Raw genomic sequence first — 19,141 nt, 5'->3', positions numbered from 1 at the left:
CTTCATTCAAATGATATGTTTCTGCATATCTTCATTCACTTCTTGTTCCCAGTCCTTGCAAACATCTACCCAGTCCTTTGCTTTTGAGAATTGAAATAAATCCCCGAGTGAAAGTTCAATGGCTGAGTTCGCGCTCCCGCAAGCCGGGAAAACTGTCTCAAACCGTTTCATCGAAACATCCAAGTAAACATCCAGTTCATTTGCCAATCCAAATGGGCAGACACCCCCGATTGCATGTCCGGTCTGTTCAAGAACTTCTTCTGGAGATAACATCCTTGCCTTGAACCCAAACATTTTCCGGAATTTCTTATTATCGACTTTCGCATCTCCAGCGGCCACGACCAAAATTGCTTGGTCTCCTTCTGCCCTAAATGACAACGTTTTGGCAATGCGCGCGGGTATAACCCCGATTGTCTCCGCAGCTTGGTTTACTGTGGCACTAGATGTTTTGAATTCCATCACATCATGTTCCCTGTTCCATTGTTTAAAGTGGGCCCTAACACTCTCGATTGACATTTACTTTCATCCCTTTCCTTTAACTCTTTTTATGAATCGTACCATTCTTCACTATAGTAAAGCAAAATCTCTTTCCTTTATTCTAAATATTCAATATTTCGCATAAAATCTTGAAATTGACGAAAGAGGCCAAAATACGATACTATTAAACTTCGGGCAAAAGCCTAACGTGGTTCGTAACCATCCCACGATAAAAAACTAGGGAGAGAAAAAAATGAATATTCGTACGCTCGCGATAAATGGTCTATTGGCTGCCATCTATATCGCTGTCTCATTCGTGCTTCAGCCGATTATGTTTGGGGTGCTTCAATTCCGCATTCCCGAAATGTTGAATCATCTTATTGTATTTAATAAGAAATATATATCCGGCATAGTCGTCGGTGTGTTCATATCGAACCTTTTCTTTTCACAGTTAGGGGCATATGACTTGATTTTTGGGGTCGGGCAATCTCTGATAGCCTTATTGCTTGTCATCTTTTCTTCCCGTTTCATAACGGGCATTAAGGGTCGAATGGCCATGACCATCATCATATTCACGGTTACGATGTTCCTAATAGCCATAGAATTGAATCTAGTCTTAGGATTGCCATTCTTAATAAGTTGGGCAACAACAGCAGCCGGGGAATTCCTCGTCCTACTGATCGGGGCACCCATCATTTATATGATGAATAAAAGAATTCAATTTGGAAAGTTGCTTTGAACTCACTGTGCATAAAGTAAAAGAACATTCTATATCCAAAGAGCTGTCTGCTACATGCAGCGGCTCTTTTTTTCAACCATACTCAAAAAAATTGATAAATGGTGGTGACTTTTTGCAGAAAAAAATACTGATGTTACTCGTCCTTCTGATTGTAGTAACATTCATCGGGCTAAATTCAGAATTATTCACGATGATTTGGAATAGCGACTTGGAATCCGTGATAGCCATATTGACAGAAAATCTCCTTCTTACCTTTGTAGTGACGTTCGTTTTGATGATCATTCAGAACTCCTTTACTGTCATCCCCCTGATTTTACTTTTAACAATTAATGTAACGATCTTTGGCTTTGCATTCGGGTATCTATGGAGTTGGTTAACAAGCGTGGTCGCGTCAGGAACCATTTTCTATGCTGCCAGGCACTGGTTCCAGTCATTGATTTTAAGAAAGATGGGTACCGACTGGCAGGATTCCGTCAAGGATCATGGGTTTATGTATGTCTTTACCGGTAGAATTTTCCCTTTCATACCGACAAGTTTAATAAACCTTGCAGCTGGAGTTAGTTCCGTCACCTTCAAAGATTTCTTAATGGCAACAGCATTAGGCAATCTCATCTACTTCTTCTTTCTCTCTTTAATTCCATATGGACTTCTTTCCGTAGAGATGAATCAATATACATTGATTGTACTCGGTTTCCTGCTCTTAACCTTTTTCCTTATCTACAAGCGCTTCAAGAAAAAAAAGAACCTATCACTCTTTAAGAAAAACAGGTAACCTTGCTGCCTGTTTTTTTGTGTGGAATCGTATATTTTCAGCCAATAGTTTGTTAAAATGTGTATGTATTTCAGCTTTGAAATGTCGGAGAATTCAGGGAGACCCATATGCCGAGACGTATCATATTAGTAATCTACATTCTTTCTGGAATGACCACATTACTTGTTTTCAATTACTATTTAATGAATTCCTTGAATACTAAAGAGGCGTTCCTTCAACTCCAGCGAGCAGAAGGGTTCATCTTTGTCCTATTAATCGGTTTGATTTTATTTCTCTACTTATCTAAAAGAGAAGAGTTCAAACAACTAAAAGAAGAAGAACAACTTCGAAGTACCCTTATTAACTCAATGGTAGACTTTGTGAATTTTAAGGATGGAGAAGGTAGATGGCTAGAATCGAATACGTTTGGACTTCAGTTATTCCAATTGGAGAATGTGGACTATAAAGGAAAAAAAGATAGCGAGCTTGCCGAGTACTCCCAATTCTACAGAGATTCATTGATTTACTGTGAAGATTCCGATCAAGAAACATGGGCAATGAAGAAGATTACGCGTTGTGAGGAGAATATTCCACTGCCAAACGGTCATTTTAAGACCTTCGATACCATCAAAGTCCCATTATTTCATGAAGATGGTTCACGAAAAGGGTTAGTAGTCATAGGTAGGGATATTTCAGAAAGAATTACCGCGGAAAGTCAATTGCTTGCTAGTGAACAGCGTTATAAATCTTTGTTTGATCACAACCCTTCCCCCATGTTAATGCTTGATTTGAAAGGAACCATCATAAACGTCAATCCAAGATTTGAAACCGTCACTGGATTTCGTAAAGGTGAGGTTCAAGGGGACCCTTTTATAGATTTGGATTTTTCCGCAGAAGCTAAAGAGCTCATCCAATCTTCCTGTCAATATGTCGTGGAAAATCAGAAGGGGATTAAAAAAGGAAAAGATATAGCGTTTGTTACCAAATACGGGAATTCCATTTTACTTTCTTGTACTTTTGTTCCTATGTTAGTGGGCAAAGAATTAGCCGGTATCATTACGTATGCAAAAGACGTAACACAAATTCGTGAAACAGAAAGACGCTTACGAAAATCCGAGAAACTTTCGATCATCGGTGAACTTGCAGCAAGTGTTGCTCATGAAGTGCGTAATCCTTTAACGTCCTTAAAAGGGTTCGTTCAACTCCTGAAAAAAAACGACCAACCCCATGATCAATATTACACCATCATGCTTAGCGAATTAGACCGGATCAACTTAATCGTTAGCGAATTGCTTGTCCTAGCAAAGCCTCAGGAAATCATGTTCAGTCAAAATCAAATTGTAGAATTGATGGATGAAGTCAGAGCCTTGCTTCTTGTAGAAGCCGATTCTTCTTCCGCTCAAATTTCTATCAATGTGAAAAACGACATACCGCTTATTTTATGCGAAGCAAACCAGCTGAAACAAGTATTCATCAACATGGTCAAAAATGCTCTGGAAGCAACAGCATCCCATATTTCAATAGAAATTGAGCATATTAGCCATTCCATTTCCATTACAATCAAGGATAATGGCTGTGGAATCGAGAAAGATCGCATGAAACATCTCGGGGAGCCCTTTTTTTCATCTAAAGAAAAAGGGACTGGGCTTGGTCTGACCGTAAGTTGCCGAATTATCGAAGCGCACCAAGGAAAAGTACACTTTAGTAGCAAACTAAACCATGGTACCGAAGTTAAAATTGAATTGCCCATATATAAATAGGATAAGTACTTGTTTACTTGTCCTATTTTGTTGTGTTCGGGATATAAGTAAACGTCCCCATACAACGATTGAACCGGCTAAAATCACCTTCTCGCCTTTTTTTATCTTTTTCAACGTACTCCCCCCTACATTTCCTGTAATATGGTAAGGTCAGAGTACCATGGTAAGCTTAATTATTTCTTAATGATGCATAATAGGAAATAGAATAATTAGCTTATAGATCAAGAAAATGTAGAGAGATTCTCTTCATTTTTTCACTGTTATTTCACATTTTCATTTTATACTAGTTCATAGAAGTACTAAGAAAGGTTGCTGGCACAACAAAATGAAGAATTACATATGGCTGTTCGTCAGTCTACTTGCCTTGTTTATCTTACCGGTAACGGCCTTTGGCCATGCATCCATTTTGAGCTCGAATCCTAGCCCAAATGAGAGCTTGGATACTATACCTGAAAAGATCAGCATTCAATTCAGTGAAACTATACAATCTTCCTTTCACTCACTTGCCATGTACAGCAAAGAGGGGAAGGAGATCCCACTTCAAGATATCCAAGTTTCAGGGAATACCCTTGAAGCTACATGGTCAAGCTCTTTCGATGAAGGGGTTTATATCATTAAATGGAGAGTGGTTTCTAGTGATGGTCACCCCATCAAAGGTACAATTCCCTTTCAATATGGGGAATCCAACATCCCATCCGATCAACTGATCGGCGAAGAACATGCAGGCTTTCCAAGTACAACACAAATAGTCCTGCAAAGCCTTCAATATCTTTGTTTTGCCGCTCTTACTGGTGCACTCTTTTTTTATTTATCATTGGTGAAACGCCCTACTCCTGATCAAATCAGCAATAGGGCCCGACGCTATATCTGGCTATCTTATACCGGACTGGCGATTTCCATTCTATTGAGTCTACCTTTAAAAGTTACGATTGACGCTGATGTAGGTTGGTGGCATGCTTTCAATGGCATCTACCTAAAAGAAGTATTACAGACCACCCAATTCGGAAATATTTGGATGATAGAAATGGTGTTGCTAATTGCCTTACTTGTGGCAATTTTGGCTATATGGAGAAATTACTTCAACAAGGTTTCTCTCCTAACATCCTTTATCCTTATATCTGCCTTGATGGTTTGCAAGGCCTTAATCGGACATACCATGGATACAACTCATCAATACCTGGCTGTATCTATGGATTTTCTCCATGTAATGTCCATGGCATTATGGCTAGGCGGTTTATTGGCTATACTGATAATTCTTCCAAAGTCCTATAATCCGAAGCTGACTGATGTTGATAAAAAAACGTTTTATTGGTCAATCATACAGAAGTTTTCCTCATGGGCCGTTCTCTTTGTGATTGTCCTGATCGTCAGCGGACTTTACAGTAGTTTTCAACATGTCCCAACTCTTCATTCATTGCTAAATACGACATATGGACAATTATTACTCGGGAAAATCGGACTTATGTCCATCATGTTAGGGTTTGGGGCATTTCATTTACTCCGTGGGAAAAGAAAAACGAAGAAGCTGGGCCTCAGTACTGGAATAGAATTCAGCCTGGGAATCATCATTCTCCTTATTGCTGCTCTTTTAACAAATGTTCAGACAGCCAAGTCTTCTCCAGGGCCTGTAGAGAAAACGGAAATGACTGAAAATAATGATCAAGTAACTTTATCGGTGACCCCCAATGAAATCGGTGAGAACCTCATTCAAGTGGAGTTAATAAATAATGAGGGCATCCCTTATACAGATATCGAACAGCTTACAGTGGTCATGGAGCCTTTAGATGAAGACACAGGGGAAGTAAAATTGCACCTTCAGGAAGAAGAAAAGGGTATATTCAAAACCAAGTCGCTTATAACCATGTCAGGAAAATGGAAGATTCAAGTTCATGGTTTAACGAAGGAACTCCACTCTATTGATGCGGATTTTGTAATATTAGTAGGAAACTCATAATGAGAAGGGAAGAAATAAACATGAAAAATGGTACAAAGCTAATTATCGGTGCATTGGCATCTCTATTCCTCTTTGCTGGATCTGCAAATGCCCATGTTACGGTCAACCCAAGCTCTTCAGCACCTGAAGCTTGGGAAACCTATACACTGAAAGTTCCGGTTGAAAAAGAATCATCTACCACGAAGGTTGCCTTAAAGGTTCCTGAAGGCATCACCTTTTCAAGTTACCAACCAGTCCCCGATTGGAAAGTGACAACGGAAAAGGATAAAAAAGGACATGTAAAAACAGTAACCTGGGAAGCGACTGGTGATGGCATAGCTGCAGGCCAGTTCCAACAATTCACGTTCGTTGCCCAAAATCCAAAGGATGAGGCCGATATCGCTTGGGATGCATTTCAATACTATGCCGATGGGGAGATTGTCGAATGGAGTGGAGAGGAAGGTTCTGACCTACCACACTCCATAACAGAAATTATGGCAGCTTCCAAGAGCAATGAAGATTCATCAGTCCATGAACATGCAAAAGAAGGTGATCACTCTCATTCCGATTCTGTAGACAAATCGAAGGAGTCCACAGACAAAGAAGAGAATAACGATCAAACACTGATCATCATACTTGGCCTTTTATCTTTGATCATCTCGATTATTGCCCTTACGATAGCCGCACGTAAAAATAAGAAGTAATCATTTAAGAAGATGCCCCAAAATCACTTGGGGCATCTTTTACTTATTATTCTACAACCATGGACTTGCTTGCTTCAATGGTTCTTCTAATTTCATTCTGTGCACTATGCGTGACCATTGATAAATTCAACATTCCATTTCCTTGTGCCTTCTTGCTTATCCCCAAATCTTCCGTATTTTTTACCAGTTGGGCATATAGTTCCGCCTCTGTTAATTTACGACCGAATTCTTTTTCTGAGATGATTTTCAAGAGGGCTGCAGCTCCGCTCACATGTGGTGTAGCCATTGATGTCCCACTGAGCTTAGCATACTTGCTTCCTGGATATGTGGAGAGAATATCGACACCCGGTGCCACTAAGTCAATTTCGTCATTCGTATTCGAAAAATCTGCCAAGTTCCGGCTTAAGTCCACCGCCCCCACTTCCACCACTTCTGAATAAGCTCCTGGATAATCTAACTCATCCGTATCATGGCGGCCATCTCCACCGTTCCCTGCTGCACAAACGACAAGAATATCATTCTGTATCGCTTTTTGTATTAGCTGATGTTCCTTATCATCCGGGGGCCCTCCCAGTGAAAGTGAAATGACGGAGACCTTTTCACCCTGCGGCCCTTTCCAATTGATTGCATACTCCAATGCCCCATTGATCCAGTTGATATCTCCCTGGCCCTTTCCATTTAAAGCCTTCAAAGCTAGAATACTCGCTTTCGGTGCCACACCTACTACACCTACATCATTCAGGGTCGCTAAAATCGTACCACTGACATGGGTTCCATGCCCATTATCATCATGGTAATCCCCGGTTTCAGTAAAATCCCTTCCGTCAATGATTCTCTCTTTTAAATCGGGATGTTCCTTATCTATACCAGTGTCAATGACCGCAATGACCACACCTTCACCATAATTGCCTTGTTCCCATATTTCCGGTGCCTTTATAAGCTCCACACCTTCAGGAACTTTCTCATTGGCCTTTTCCATTATTTCTAACACTTTGTAAGGAATTAATCTTTTTTCTTTCGACATTTGATTACCCCTTCCTTCGTCAATAATTTGACTATCCTCGGCGAGGGAGACCTATCCCATCTGGTTGTCGTTAACCATTAAAGAGATAAAAAAGAATCTCTTCAACTTATATATACCAGATTTTTGAAAATAAAAAATAGTTTTACATAAAATTCCAACTATTTAACTACCTTTATTTCTCACTGGCCATTTACTTACTTTTTCATTATAGAACATACGTTCTTTAAATACCACTTAAATTTCCCATTTTTTTCAATAAAAAAGGCAACTTCCATTGAAGTCACCTTTTCGATATAGTTAAGCCCTGCCACAGCACTTTTTATATTTTTTCCCGCTACCACAAGGACAAGGATCATTCCGACCTATGACAGGTTCTGTATGGACATGAGGCATTTTCGCCGCTTTTGCACTCTCCATAATGATCTGGGTACCCTTTTGCTTCATTTTCTCGTAGCGTTGTTTAAACAGCTCCATTATATCTTTGCTATATTTCAATGTATCTTCGGCGATATCCATTGCCTTTTGTTTGGAAGTATTATAATCCTCTAGAACAAATTGATTATCATGGAAAGAAACACGTATTCCAAAATGTTGCCCCGCTTGCTTATTATCTTTCTTTTCCTCAACGAACTCTAGATAGACTTCCTGGCAATCGCAAGTCTGATGCATGCAATAGTAATCATAAATCCAATACGTTTTATCTTCATACTTACTTTTTAATGCAATGCCGTTTTCAACGCCAAAGACATCCAAATATTTAATCGCTTTTCCATCAATAATTTCAAATGGATCAATCGTTCTCATCTATTAGACACATCCTAATTCATCAAAATTTATTAACCTCATTTATTGTACAACCTAAATCCTAAACCGTCACTTGAAACGGAGCAGACAAAGGCGTATCCCTATTCTTCAACTACAAAAGGTATATATAAAAGAGGAGCAGTACCTCCGTTTATGGCAAACGGAGATACTGCTCCATGAGTTATGCTGCTATAGCTTTTGTTTTTTCTTTTTTCTTGTAAAATAATAAATAACCCAGATACCCGATGTAGATAATAGATACAACCAATACAATGGCCCAAGCTTTGTAAATGGTTTGGTTATCAAAGACACCTGTAAGGGTCAATAATGATGGAATAGTCAGTGTAACCCATGATAGTACAAGCGAAATTTTCCCGACGAATTCGGAAATGGGCAACTTCTTACAGTTGGTCAAATAGAACATCCCCCAAAGGAACGACCATAATACCCAGTTCAACCCCTTCACCATGTCACCATATTGAGCAAACTCTACGGTTGCGTACACAAGGGACAAAATGGATACCCATAGTGAAAAGTACCCGAGACCGCTTCCATCCATCCCTTTTAGAATGGTTATTCCCAAGTACAAGTAGGTAAAACCAAACAAGAATATCGATGCATGTCCTAAAGACATTGCATTGCTAGGTTCTGAAACAATAATTAAATAAAACGCACCGAGCACCTGAAACGAGCCAACAAATAAATTAAATACCGCAACATTTCTTGCATCGGCTTTTCCTAACGTCATTTTTCCATTTAGGAATAAAGTCGCTCCTGCAAGAAGTAATATAATATTTCCCATATTTAAAAGAATGAACGTGTGTTCACTCTCTATGTCCCTCCTCTTTATTAACTCTGCACAAACAAAAAAGCATCACTTCATTCAACATGCTATTTTACGATCTTTTAGTTTTCTAATATAGTAATTGACCACTACTTTGATAATACCATATGTTTGTGTTTTAAATCTAATTGAAAAAAAAAAAGAAGCGTTTCCGCTTCTTGTTCATACGATCCAAGTCGTCAATTGGTCGATTGGCGTTTTTTTTGCTGGTTTGGGCTCCATATCCGGATACCCCAGATAGATAAAAGCCAGGATTTCCCCTTTGGCCGATAAACCGAAAAATTCCCTCACCTTATCATGATAGGCAATTTTACCGGTTCTCCATACCGCACCCAGCCCCAGCGAGTGTGCCGTTAATAGCATGTTCTGAACAGCACTGTTGACCGCACCATACTCTTCAGTTAGAATGACATTTTTCTTATCGCTAGGCTCAATGCCTACCGCAATGATGACAGGCGCCCTCAGTGGGTTTTTCTTTGCTTTTTCCATTTTGCTTATTAGGCTCTCTGGTGTGTCATCCACATTTTCAAGTTTAGTGATTTCCTCAAAAACCTGACCAAGCTTGTTTCTTCCTTCACCCATCAGTACGAAAAACCGCCAAGGCTCCGTTCTAAAGTGATTAGGTGCATAAGTTCCGGATTCGATAATTTGTTCGATGATTTCTTTGGGCACAGGATCTTGTTTGACCAGCCCAATACTTCTTCTCGTTTTAATGGCTTCAAAAGCATCCATCGTAGATTCCCCCTTATCCTTTTATCTCCAGAAGCTTCTGCTTCAATTCATTTTCCATCACGGCAAGTTCCTGCTCAGCATGACGTCGTTTATGTCTTCCTTCTTCTTGAATTCTAAGCGTTTCTTCAAGAGTGGAAATTAAATTGGCCTGTGTATTCTTAAGCGTTTCAATGTCTACCAGCCCCCGCTCATTTTCCTTGGCGGTTTCGATCGTATTGACTTTCAACATCTCCGAATTCTTCAATAACAGGTCATTCGTCGTTTTGGATACCTGCTTTTGTGCCTCCACGGCATGACGCTGTCTGATTAAAGTCAATGCAATGGCGACCTGGTTCTTCCAAAGTGGGATGGCCGTCATGATGGAGGATTGTATCTTCTCGACAAGTGCCTGATTCGTATTTTGAATCAACCTGATCTGCGGAGCGCTTTGAATTGTGATTTCGCGGCTCAATTTCAGATCATACAGCCTTTTATCGAGTCGTTCAGCAAATTGGCGCATATCGTTGACTTCCTGGAACTTCATCTGGTCATTGCTCATCTCAGCAGATTTCTTAAGCGCAGGAATGGTTTGCTCATATAACTCTTCAAGCTTGATTTCCCCTGCTGCGATATAGACATTCAACGCTTGGAAGTACTCCTTATTCGTTTCATAGAGCTTTTCCAAGATTACAATATCCGATAGGAGTACATTCTTGCTACGATCAAGCTTGACGCTGATTCGGTCGATTTGAGCGCCTGTTTTTTGGTACTTCGAAAGGGCTTCCTGTACCGAGCCTGACAGTTTGCCGAACATTCTAGCGAAGAACGAGGGTTTTTCGGCCTTCAGTTCATCCGGGCTCAATTCGTTTAATTTCTTCATTAGATCACTGATGATGTCGCCTACTTCACCAACATCCTTCTTTTGCACATGCTCAAGCATCGAATTGGAAAAGGACAGTAGCTTTGATTGGGCCGGTGTTCCATACGATATCATGGCCTGATGATTCGTCGGGTCGATCTGTTTCGCAAGCTGATAGGCCTTCTCCCGATTCTCCTCCGGAATCACATCGATGAGTTTGATCGGCTTTGCTTCCTGTTTGGACAATGTTTCTTGCTCCTTCACCTCAGCAAAAGGATTGGCTAAAAGGTCATCCATTAAATTAGAGCTACTGGCATTATTCAACAAATCAGAATCCTTATTATTCATTTTAGCCTCCTGCTTTCCTCTATTTGTGACTCTTTGCGTGTTTTAATGGCTTGTTTTGCAACATCCAATTCAAAATTGAGGGTATCAATATCATCGGAAAGGACTTTATATAAATCTTTTTCTATCGTTTTAGTAAGATCCTTCAACGTCTTTCTAGTTTCGGTCAATGACAGTTCAAGCTCCTTGTTCTTTCTCGGTTGCTGGGCCAGAAAAACATATTTCTCTGCCAACTCCGTTGCGGAATCCAAATGAGAATAATAAAACGATTCAGCTTTATAGAACCTTTTCGGCTCTTTTTTAGTCAGACTATATATTTTCCTGATCATTTTAATCATATCCTTCCTCTGTTTGAAGGAAGAAAGGTGACGCACTGAAATAAGTGCCTTTTGAACCCGCCAGATTTTTGGCTTTGCTTCATCTATATTTTTCTTTATATATTGATATTCTTTCCTTGTAAGTTGATGTTTTTTTAAAAATCGTGAAGTGAAATAAAGTGAACCCAACCAGTAAGTGAGCCCCCCTCCGACCAGTGAAAAGACCACCGAAATCATGAAGGATTGATCTAAGGCAAATAGGCTGATCAATCCCACTAACAAAGCTATAGGGCCTGCAACCAGCATAGGAACAACATCAGCAAGAAATCGATTCATTAGTATTATCCTCCTGACTTACACTCTTTTCTATATATACGGATGATCGCTACTTTAGTTTCATAACGGAAGAAAGATTTCTTCCTTACCTAAACGATATAGGAACTGGAGGATTTCTGCAAATTTATTGAAATGATTTCTTTCCCTCAAATCAGAAACTTTGTCACTTTCTTAACTCCCACATAGACTATTGATATCTGTCTATCCAGATTTTAAAGGAGAGTGAAGTAATGAAGCATCACGGTTTCTATCCGTTGCCCCAACAAAACGGAAATCACCAGTTCCAAGAGCTGGATATCGAGGCCAAGCTCCCCCAAATGCAATCGATTGAAGGAAGAATTCTGGAACTTGAACGTCAAAATGAACGCCAACAGCTGAAGAGAATCAGTCAGGTTCATCATGATGTGTCACGTATAAACGCTGCCGTGGACCATGTAAACCAGATTGTGAATAGGCTAACTGAAAATAATCAGCAACGAAAAAACAACATCACTAAACATCCATGGGACGACGAAATTATCCCATTTAACTATACCCTTGGAGACTAATGCATAAAAACAGCAGGTGCAAAGCCCTGCTGTTTACATTTTTTCTAGTTGCTCTTTCATTAAGTTTATCGGATAACCTGATAGTTTTAGATGGATGAATCGATTATAGTAATGGTTAATTTCTTGAGTGTCCACTCCCACTAGTCTTTCTTCTTTACTCCCACGATGGTCACACTATAAAGGGTCAGATCATTTATCATCGTAAGACAAGTATATCTGCCAACCTTAAATGAATTGACATGCCATCTATAGAATCCCTCCTCCACGCCTTCCTTAAAATTGACTGCTTATATATCTAAATTTTTGAGAACCTTTTGGGTTGCTCCCACTAAGAACATGCTTCCCTCACCTACCTTAATTGATTTCCGAATCTATTAATCAAACGTTTGATTAATAGATGAAAAGCTGACTATTAGCGCAGGGTATAGTTTTTATGAAACCGTGTCATCCGTCTTCCTTAATAATCGATACACCACTTCTTCTATCCCTATATTGTAATACCCCATTTCCCGGAAGCTCTCGGCCGCTTGCTTCAGAGTCCCGGTAAATTTCATGACCCCTTTTTGCAACACACCAATACGGTCACATAACTTCACGATTTCACTCATATCATGGGTAATGTATACAATTGTCTTCCCTTGCTCTGCCAATCTCTCTACATATTGATTAATTTCAAGCTTGGATTGAAGGTCAATCCCGACAGTTGGTTCGTCCATCAAGAGAATATCCGGATCGTGAATCAGAGAAACGGCAATGTTCAGTTTCCTCTTCATTCCTCCAGAGAGGCTCGATACCCTTTCATCCCACTTATCCTCTAGCTGTACGGCATCACATAGCTCCAGTAGACGTTCTTCCGTTACTTTTCCCTTTACAAACTTACTCCAAAAACGAAGATTTTCTTTGACGGTAAACTCATCCCATAATGCGATATCCTGTGGGACAAAACCAATGAGTTGACGAACTTGCTTCGTTTGCTTTTTTAAATCCAGCCCATTAATCCTGATGTTGCCACTAGAAGGCTGTAATACGGTTGCAAGGATGGAAATGAGTGTTGACTTCCCTGCCCCGTTGGATCCCAAAAGTCCAAAGATTTCTCCTTTTCCTATTTGCAATGACACATCATCAAGTAGCAAGTTATCTCCGTATCTCTTTACGATATTATTAATGATAATCATCTGACGTTCAGCCCCCAATTTGTCGTTCTCCAAAGCAACGCTATGCAAACTCCCGAAAATAATACGGTCCATCCAATCTCGCTAAATGACGTATACCACGGGTAGGCCGTTACCCATAGAATTTTCTGAGGAAGCCAAAGGGATATAAATTCAAACGTTGGGGAAATATCACCAATCGGAAAAAAACTCCCCCCCGCAATTGCCAGAATGAATGCCATTAATGAACCGGCCACATAATAGCTTCCGAGATGATGCATCCGACTCGCCGTCCACATGCTGATGGAAGTTGTAAAAATGATGAACAGAACCATTCCAAGATATAGAAAAAGTGTAGTTTCCATAAGTTGAAAATACCTTAAAACCATTAAACTGCAAGCAGCTTGAAGAACATGAAAAAGAATATAGGCTCCCGACGTCTGTCTTAAATAAGAGGCGAGTCCTATATTCGTCGTCATTATTCTCGGAAATAAAACGGAGCGTTCCTTCACGACCCAATCCGATGTAATGAAACAGGACAGCATGGTGAAGAAACTCCAAACACCTAGGTAGGAAGTAAATAGAACATCTTTATTTTGTGTTCCCGCTATACTATTTTCACTGACATAGTTTATGGTCATCAACGGTTTTGGATCCAACTGATCTTTCGTATATTCGAATGCCTCATTCCACACATCCGCCTTTATGCCTTTTTCTTGTTGATAGAGCTTTTCCACTCGATTGGCAGCTTTGACGGAGCTTGTCACCTTCGTAACCTCACTCGCTACCACTTCACGAACAATACCCGAGGCTATGGAAGTTGGTGAAGTCCACAGCTCGATGCTCTCTTTTCTTTTGTCATCTAATATATGCGCCTGAAACCCTTTCTTTAAGACGAATATACTGTCTACCTCATTACGGGAAAGAAGGGTATCGGCCTCATCGAATGAGGTCTCTTTCACGACGATGCGTTGCTGTAGCTCCATTTGTTTGATGAGGTTTCCCGAAAAATCCGTTTGGTCTTCATCTACGATAGCAATCGGGATGACCAATTCCTTTTGTTGCTTCTCCAGTAACGAACCCACCCCAACAGCGGCCACGATCGGTAGCAGAAACAATAGGAGGGTAATAGGCTTGAACATATGCTTTAGTTTTTCTATCATGACTCCCATTACCTACTCCTCCTTATTTGTAAAATCCCCTTTATGATGAAGACACTGCACAGAGATAAAATGATGAGCCAAGAACCAATTTCGACAGGGGCATAGGCTGCTTCCTCCTGCACCATTGCGAACATGAACTTGAGGACCCATCCATTTAATGAAAATAAATTCAAGATTTGTAACCAATCCGGAAAATATACGACGGGTATGAAATGCTCACCAATGACAGCCCCTAAAAGAATAAGGCCGATACCGGCAAATTGATAAAATCTTTCATTCCGTATCATTGCCTCCATCCAGCTAAAAAAGGTTATAAATACGAAAGCAGCCACGAGTGTACTGCCGATCCATATACTTATCTCCGTCGGTTTAGAGATCCCATTCCATAATAAGTAGAGAAGGGCAATCAGGATGGAACTGACCGAAACCATGATATATGCCGCAAGCATTCTAGATAGGGTGGATTGAAAATGAGAAAAACCCAATCCCAAAAGACGGTTTTCTATGGCTGCACTTTCATTTCTTTTCAGTAATAGAAGCCCTAAAAAGCTCCATATCATGATAAGCAGTATATAAAAAGAGATAGCATAATAATGTAATAGACTTTCCTGAAAAAGATTCTTTTGCTTTTTTTCATCAAAGATTTCCCCACGACTTAGTACATGGAGGGAGAAGGAAAGAACATCCCTTTTGAATTGTTTCTTCTGCATGCCCTCGGAAAACTCCACCTCTTCCATGAAGGAATCGATTGTATTGATCCCGCCTTGTGCAGCTGAAGTAAAATCAGCCGCACTTTCCATCACATGACGGACAAGCTGGGATTGAAGTGGTCTTTGGCTGTTTCCCGTAACTTTGACGGGTGTATTGATGCCTCGTGCTACGTCACGGCTAAATCCCTTAGGAATGTAAATAACTGCAGCTACCTTATTATTATGGAGGAGTTCATATGCCTTTTGTTGACTGGTATCAAGGGTGGTCATGACCCCATTCAAATGCGGGCTATCCGTAAGCTGCTGGATGACCATCTTCGTTTCTACCGTAGGGTCTTCATTTATTACAGCTACCTGAAATGCTTGAACTCGGCTCTCCTCTTTTAAAAAGTGATTCCCAATCACACCCGCACCCAATAAAAAGAAAATAGGAGTCAGCCACAATGCTGCGGCCGATTTCCTATTTTTCAACAGTACCTTTAGATAAAAGGAAGTAAACACAAACATGTTCCTCATATAAAACTCACCCTACTTAAAATGCATCATCAGAATCTTCATCTTCAAAATCATAATAACCATCATAACTCGCTTCATCGCCATAATCGTAATCGAACATATCTTCAGAAATGAGCCCGTATTTCATACCGAGCTCCATAAGATTCGTCCCTACTTCTTGCTGGATTTCATAAATCTCATCAGGAGAAATGTCGACAACACTTAATCCCTGACCAGAATCAAGCTTAAAGTCCTGCATATCCACTTTATCTTTCAGCTTCGTCTTGGAATCCAGGTTGATTGTGACGCTTCCCGATTCCGAAGCATCCTCTAGTCCGACTGTCATCTTGAATTTTGAATTAGAATACTCATCCTTTATGTTCAGGTCATTCTTCTGTTCAACCGTTCCCTTCCATGCAGACGGCATATCCGAGAAATCCGCACCATCAAAGTCCAGGTTGAATGTCCTGGTGATATCCTGTTTCCCAGCTTTTTCTTCTTTGATGTCACTCTTCATCGTAAACTTGATTTCATTGGTATCACCAAACTCTTTAAACATAAAGGCTGCCTTGAGATCTTCAGTCCGCTTCTCTTTTTTTGCGGCAGCATCATTCGTGACACTGAACATTACCTCTGTATCCTGATCATGATCAGGTGCTAAATTGATACTGAATTCTTTGAATGCCTGATCATCCCCGTAAGGAATGTTTTTACCTTTCATGACCACATTAACTTGATCAGAGCTATCCCCTATTGATGTCGTTACTTTACGGTCGATGATTCGCTCTTTCTTGTCTATTAATAAAGTGGAGGTAAATCCTTCAGCAAAACGGATATCCTTCAATTCACCCTTAGCGTCTTTCAAGCCGTCAACCAATTGGCGTTTCATTGCCTTTGTATCTTGCATCTCTTCATCTACCTGTTCGGTTAAGGCAGCAGCACCCGCCACCTTTTGAGCCCGTTTCACTAGAATATTATGAAGCTCTGTATCTTTAATCATTTCATCCATTAAGTCGTCTATGAATGTTTTAGTTTCAGAAGCAGAAAGTTTCAGAGTGACTTTCCTTACCTTCATGGCATCGCCTTCGTGCTTATATTCCACACCTTTTTCAACCTTGAATTGATCATCATCCAAATTATCCATCAGGAAAGATCCATAGCGTTTTTGTATATGTTTCTGTTCCTTCTCTGTCAGTTTCAAATCCTGCCATTCAAGGTCTGATATTTCCAATGTTTCCGGTCCATCATATAACGGATCCATCATCCGCATGAACTCCCCATATTCATCAAAGTTCAGGAAAAAGAACTTATCATATAACATGGGCACCTTTAGTCCGGCTTGGTCCTTGGATTGGACCATTTCCACATCCATTGCTTTTTCCTTATCAATATTTAATGCGACGGTGTAATGACCCTGATTCGTTTTGGGATCCTGATCCATTTTGGCGGAAATCGATGCCTGGCCCAATAGTTCCTTGACCATCTCGAAGTCTTGATCGCTCCCTAAGGAATCCATGTCGACATCCCCACTTAGTGTCATCTCCGAACGGGAAGGTTGCTGCATCGTTTTCTCTTGGAATTCCAATGAATCACCATGCTGATCCACCCATTGCTCTTTTGCATATTGATACGATTTATATTCAGAAAGTAGATATAATTCTTTTGGGGATTTATGAAGAATAATGGCTGCAGCTGCACTGGAAATAAGGATGATTGTTAAGATTGCCGCAATGATTAGCGTTCTTTTGTTAAATCGCTTCTTAGAGGGCTTTTCCTCAGCTTGCTCCTGCCTCATTTCTGCAGCGGCTATTTCCTTTTCCGTGAGCTGTTCTTCCCCCGGAAGTACCGCACCGCATGAAGGACAAAATTTTGCATCCGCATCCACCGGCTTACCACATGTTTTACAATTTTTCATTTTTCATTTCTCTCTCCCTTATCCTGCTTATGACTCCATAAACTACTAAAACGTTAGTCCTTTATCATCATAAACAACATATTTCTATAATTCTATGTTTTCGACAAAAAAAGACAAATCCTACAGGAATAATAGGCATGAGTACCCATTCGTTTTACGTATCACCCCTTACCTCAATTTTTTCTTATTCCTATTGCTCGGTGTAAATGACACATCGCCTTATCCTATGTACATCCAGCCTGATATTATTACTGTAAATCCCGTTTTCGGGTAAACCACCCATATCAAGCCTAAAAAAAACGGGAGCACCTTAGCGCTCCCGTTTCACCTGACTCAGTTTATGAGTTGGGCTAATTTTTCATTTCTTGCGTCTTGCTCTTCTTTGGAAGATAAATCATATTTCTTTAGCAGATGGAAAAGTTCATTAAGCATTTCTTGCGTCTGCTCTTTTTCCAGCAACTCCTTCAAAGCTTCGCCTAGCGTTTTTGGCAAGAAATCCTGTTGGCTATTAAGCTTCATCCTGACATCTTGCCTGGTATGGTTAAGATTGCATGCTCCCAATGATCATTCACTCCTTATTTCTTTCATGGCATCATGAAACCCAAGCATACTACCGTTCCCCCCCATTAATCAAACGATTGATTAAATTTTAAAAGGGACCATCCTCTTCTTCATCAAAAAAAAAGCCAACATACTAACATGTTGACTTTAACGTCTTTGAAAGGATGACCTTCTACTTCTTTTTAGTTATGCCTTTCCAAAACTCTTTGGCAACTACCTTATACCCGGACTTACTCAGATGGATATCTTGTTTATTTGGAAGATACTCTTTATATTTTTTCCCTATTTGAGTTTCGGTCGATACGTAAGTATCCCCATTTTTCTTTGCTACCGCTTTGATTTGTTCATTTAGACTTTTCAATAGTGGCAAAAGAAGTTCCTGTTGCTCTTTCGGATAGTAGGGGAAGGGATTATAATAACCCATCACATATACCTTGGCCTTTGGGTTCAGTTTATCGATCGTACGGAGAATGCTTTGCAAATTAATACGGACCACATCGATTGCTTCCTGTGCATTGTAAGGGTCCGTCTTAATTTTACCTAGGAGATCATTGGCACCAATATCAATGGTGATATGGGTCGCTTCTTTAATTTCCTTTCTGACCTTACTGCTTTTAACCAAATCATTCTTCAATTTTTCAGAGGTATACCCGGGTACACCAAAATTATCGAAATCGGCCAGCTTATATTTATTCTTCACAAAAGAATCCGCAATATAATCGGCATATCCATAATCGATGACCCCATCCGGTGTTTGCCCAGCGGCCAACGAATCCCCTAAAGCGACATACTCCACTTTCGCCTGTTTGGCCGTTGCACTGAATGGCGTGGCCACCAATGCCACCGCTAATAACATACTTGCCGCCTTCCTCTTATTATTCATTTCCTCTCCCCTTCCTAACCCTTTTTTGTCTCACTACAATAGTTCTTTTTTCCCTGGTAGATTCCTTCTTGTTCAGAAGATAACTTTCTGACAAAAAGCCACAAAAAAAGC

The 19,141-nt window shown here is 40.2% G+C and carries 20 protein-coding genes and 1 riboswitch; of the genes, 6 read left to right on the top strand and 14 right to left on the bottom strand.

The genetic code is table 11. The features are described from left to right. Window positions 1-6 precede the first annotated feature (6 nt). A complete protein-coding gene (locus tag ACIQXH_RS15310) occupies window positions 7-516 on the bottom strand; it encodes a YbaK/EbsC family protein (RefSeq protein WP_403124370.1) in 510 nt (169 codons plus the stop codon). Window positions 517-679: 163 nt separating this feature from the next. Then, window positions 680-724, top strand: a riboswitch (PreQ1 riboswitch). Window positions 725-730: 6 nt separating this feature from the next. Here ACIQXH_RS15310 and ACIQXH_RS15305 point away from each other — a divergent pair. From ACIQXH_RS15305 to ACIQXH_RS15285, 5 genes are all read left to right on the top strand, one after another. Then, window positions 731-1,216 carry a QueT transporter family protein gene (locus ACIQXH_RS15305; protein WP_402872143.1) on the top strand — a complete coding sequence of 162 codons (486 nt, stop codon included), beginning with the start codon at window positions 731-733 and terminating at the stop codon, window positions 1,214-1,216. Window positions 1,217-1,328: 112 nt separating this feature from the next. After that, a complete protein-coding gene (locus tag ACIQXH_RS15300) occupies window positions 1,329-1,988 on the top strand; it encodes a TVP38/TMEM64 family protein (RefSeq protein ID WP_403124368.1) in 660 nt (219 codons plus the stop codon). 107 nt (window positions 1,989-2,095) lie between these two features. After that, window positions 2,096-3,727, top strand: coding sequence for an ATP-binding protein (locus ACIQXH_RS15295; protein ID WP_403124365.1), 1,632 nt, complete (start codon window positions 2,096-2,098; stop codon window positions 3,725-3,727). 325 nt (window positions 3,728-4,052) lie between these two features. Continuing rightward, a complete protein-coding gene (locus ACIQXH_RS15290) occupies window positions 4,053-5,681 on the top strand; it encodes a copper resistance protein CopC (RefSeq protein ID WP_403124363.1) in 1,629 nt (542 codons plus the stop codon). Window positions 5,682-5,701: 20 nt separating this feature from the next. Then, window positions 5,702-6,364: a YcnI family copper-binding membrane protein gene (locus tag ACIQXH_RS15285; RefSeq protein WP_403124360.1), complete on the top strand. Its 663-nt coding sequence runs from the start codon at window positions 5,702-5,704 to the stop codon at window positions 6,362-6,364. A gap of 46 nt (window positions 6,365-6,410) precedes the next feature. On the opposite strand, the gene ACIQXH_RS15280 is transcribed toward ACIQXH_RS15285, so the two are convergent. The 6 genes from ACIQXH_RS15280 to ACIQXH_RS15255 all read right to left on the bottom strand — a co-directional run bounded on the left by ACIQXH_RS15280 (window position 6,411) and on the right by ACIQXH_RS15255 (window position 11,604). Beyond that, complete coding sequence (locus ACIQXH_RS15280; RefSeq protein ID WP_402872157.1) at window positions 6,411-7,388, bottom strand: S8 family peptidase; 978 nt, start codon at window positions 7,386-7,388, stop codon at window positions 6,411-6,413. 297 nt (window positions 7,389-7,685) lie between these two features. Beyond that, window positions 7,686-8,192, bottom strand: coding sequence for an SEC-C metal-binding domain-containing protein (locus tag ACIQXH_RS15275; RefSeq protein WP_402872160.1), 507 nt, complete (start codon window positions 8,190-8,192; stop codon window positions 7,686-7,688). A gap of 181 nt (window positions 8,193-8,373) precedes the next feature. Continuing rightward, window positions 8,374-8,994, bottom strand: a complete 621-nt coding sequence (locus ACIQXH_RS15270; protein WP_403124357.1) for an AmiS/UreI family transporter — start codon at window positions 8,992-8,994, stop codon at window positions 8,374-8,376. A 204-nt stretch (window positions 8,995-9,198) separates the two neighbouring features. Next, window positions 9,199-9,768 (bottom strand): nitroreductase family protein, encoded by a 570-nt coding sequence (locus ACIQXH_RS15265; RefSeq protein ID WP_402872166.1) that lies wholly within the window; start codon window positions 9,766-9,768, stop codon window positions 9,199-9,201. 13 nt (window positions 9,769-9,781) lie between these two features. Next, the gene (locus tag ACIQXH_RS15260; protein ID WP_402958577.1) at window positions 9,782-10,954 is read right to left on the bottom strand and encodes a toxic anion resistance protein; all 1,173 of its coding nucleotides are present in this window, start codon (window positions 10,952-10,954) and stop codon (window positions 9,782-9,784) included. Beyond that, the gene (locus tag ACIQXH_RS15255) at window positions 10,951-11,604 is read right to left on the bottom strand and encodes a 5-bromo-4-chloroindolyl phosphate hydrolysis family protein (RefSeq protein ID WP_403124354.1); all 654 of its coding nucleotides are present in this window, start codon (window positions 11,602-11,604) and stop codon (window positions 10,951-10,953) included. Before ACIQXH_RS15255 ends, ACIQXH_RS15260 begins: the two co-directional genes overlap by 4 nt. Before the next feature lie 230 nt (window positions 11,605-11,834). Here ACIQXH_RS15255 and ACIQXH_RS15250 point away from each other — a divergent pair, with 230 nt between their 5' ends. Then, window positions 11,835-12,152: a hypothetical protein gene (locus ACIQXH_RS15250; protein ID WP_403124352.1), complete on the top strand. Its 318-nt coding sequence runs from the start codon at window positions 11,835-11,837 to the stop codon at window positions 12,150-12,152. Between the two features lie 140 nt (window positions 12,153-12,292). Here the strand turns inward: ACIQXH_RS15250 and ACIQXH_RS15245 are convergent, their stop codons facing one another. From ACIQXH_RS15245 to ACIQXH_RS15215, 7 genes are all read right to left on the bottom strand, one after another. Continuing rightward, complete coding sequence (locus ACIQXH_RS15245; protein ID WP_403124349.1) at window positions 12,293-12,418, bottom strand: DUF6933 domain-containing protein; 126 nt, start codon at window positions 12,416-12,418, stop codon at window positions 12,293-12,295. Between the two features lie 165 nt (window positions 12,419-12,583). After that, window positions 12,584-13,327 carry an ABC transporter ATP-binding protein gene (locus tag ACIQXH_RS15240; RefSeq protein WP_403124344.1) on the bottom strand — a complete coding sequence of 248 codons (744 nt, stop codon included), beginning with the start codon at window positions 13,325-13,327 and terminating at the stop codon, window positions 12,584-12,586. After that, the gene (locus tag ACIQXH_RS15235; protein WP_403124342.1) at window positions 13,324-14,475 is read right to left on the bottom strand and encodes an ABC transporter permease; all 1,152 of its coding nucleotides are present in this window, start codon (window positions 14,473-14,475) and stop codon (window positions 13,324-13,326) included. Before ACIQXH_RS15235 ends, ACIQXH_RS15240 begins: the two co-directional genes overlap by 4 nt. Then, on the bottom strand, window positions 14,475-15,692 hold the full coding sequence (locus ACIQXH_RS15230; RefSeq protein ID WP_403124340.1) for an ABC transporter permease: 1,218 nt from the start codon (window positions 15,690-15,692) through the stop codon (window positions 14,475-14,477). Before ACIQXH_RS15230 ends, ACIQXH_RS15235 begins: the two co-directional genes overlap by 1 nt. Window positions 15,693-15,708: 16 nt before the next feature. Then, window positions 15,709-17,586, bottom strand: a complete 1,878-nt coding sequence (locus ACIQXH_RS15225; protein ID WP_403124337.1) for a zinc-ribbon domain-containing protein — start codon at window positions 17,584-17,586, stop codon at window positions 15,709-15,711. Window positions 17,587-17,919: 333 nt separating this feature from the next. Then, complete coding sequence (locus ACIQXH_RS15220) at window positions 17,920-18,147, bottom strand: hypothetical protein (RefSeq protein WP_403124335.1); 228 nt, start codon at window positions 18,145-18,147, stop codon at window positions 17,920-17,922. Window positions 18,148-18,319: 172 nt separating this feature from the next. Beyond that, on the bottom strand, window positions 18,320-19,030 hold the full coding sequence (locus tag ACIQXH_RS15215; RefSeq protein WP_403124332.1) for a GDSL-type esterase/lipase family protein: 711 nt from the start codon (window positions 19,028-19,030) through the stop codon (window positions 18,320-18,322). Between the last annotated feature and the right edge of the window lie 111 nt (window positions 19,031-19,141).

This window comes from Peribacillus sp. NPDC097225 (assembly GCF_044761955.1).
Classification (GTDB): domain Bacteria; phylum Bacillota; class Bacilli; order Bacillales; family DSM-1321; genus Peribacillus.
Note: the sequence above shows the minus strand (reverse complement) of the source record. Positions and strands in the feature narration are given on the sequence as shown.

Excerpts from the sequence above, each read along its gene's own strand:
- ACIQXH_RS15265 (WP_402872166.1), bottom strand. The coding sequence starts at position 9,768 with ATGGATGCTTTTGAAGCCATTAAAACGAGAAGAAGTATTGGGCTGGTC.
- ACIQXH_RS15215 (WP_403124332.1), bottom strand. The coding sequence starts at position 19,030 with ATGAATAATAAGAGGAAGGCGGCAAGTATGTTATTAGCGGTGGCATTG.
- ACIQXH_RS15230 (WP_403124340.1), bottom strand. The coding sequence starts at position 15,692 with ATGAGGAACATGTTTGTGTTTACTTCCTTTTATCTAAAGGTACTGTTG.
- ACIQXH_RS15305 (WP_402872143.1), top strand. The coding sequence starts at position 731 with ATGAATATTCGTACGCTCGCGATAAATGGTCTATTGGCTGCCATCTAT.
- ACIQXH_RS15250 (WP_403124352.1), top strand. The coding sequence starts at position 11,835 with ATGAAGCATCACGGTTTCTATCCGTTGCCCCAACAAAACGGAAATCAC.
- ACIQXH_RS15255 (WP_403124354.1), bottom strand. The coding sequence starts at position 11,604 with ATGAATCGATTTCTTGCTGATGTTGTTCCTATGCTGGTTGCAGGCCCT.
- ACIQXH_RS15310 (WP_403124370.1), bottom strand. The coding sequence starts at position 516 with ATGTCAATCGAGAGTGTTAGGGCCCACTTTAAACAATGGAACAGGGAA.
- ACIQXH_RS15240 (WP_403124344.1), bottom strand. The coding sequence starts at position 13,327 with ATGATTATCATTAATAATATCGTAAAGAGATACGGAGATAACTTGCTA.
- ACIQXH_RS15260 (WP_402958577.1), bottom strand. The coding sequence starts at position 10,954 with ATGAATAATAAGGATTCTGATTTGTTGAATAATGCCAGTAGCTCTAAT.
- ACIQXH_RS15275 (WP_402872160.1), bottom strand. The coding sequence starts at position 8,192 with ATGAGAACGATTGATCCATTTGAAATTATTGATGGAAAAGCGATTAAA.
- ACIQXH_RS15285 (WP_403124360.1), top strand. The coding sequence starts at position 5,702 with ATGAAAAATGGTACAAAGCTAATTATCGGTGCATTGGCATCTCTATTC.
- ACIQXH_RS15290 (WP_403124363.1), top strand. The coding sequence starts at position 4,053 with ATGAAGAATTACATATGGCTGTTCGTCAGTCTACTTGCCTTGTTTATC.
- ACIQXH_RS15280 (WP_402872157.1), bottom strand. The coding sequence starts at position 7,388 with ATGTCGAAAGAAAAAAGATTAATTCCTTACAAAGTGTTAGAAATAATG.
- ACIQXH_RS15225 (WP_403124337.1), bottom strand. The coding sequence starts at position 17,586 with ATGAAAAATTGTAAAACATGTGGTAAGCCGGTGGATGCGGATGCAAAA.
- ACIQXH_RS15235 (WP_403124342.1), bottom strand. The coding sequence starts at position 14,475 with ATGGGAGTCATGATAGAAAAACTAAAGCATATGTTCAAGCCTATTACC.
- ACIQXH_RS15295 (WP_403124365.1), top strand. The coding sequence starts at position 2,096 with ATGCCGAGACGTATCATATTAGTAATCTACATTCTTTCTGGAATGACC.
- ACIQXH_RS15270 (WP_403124357.1), bottom strand. The coding sequence starts at position 8,994 with ATGGGAAATATTATATTACTTCTTGCAGGAGCGACTTTATTCCTAAAT.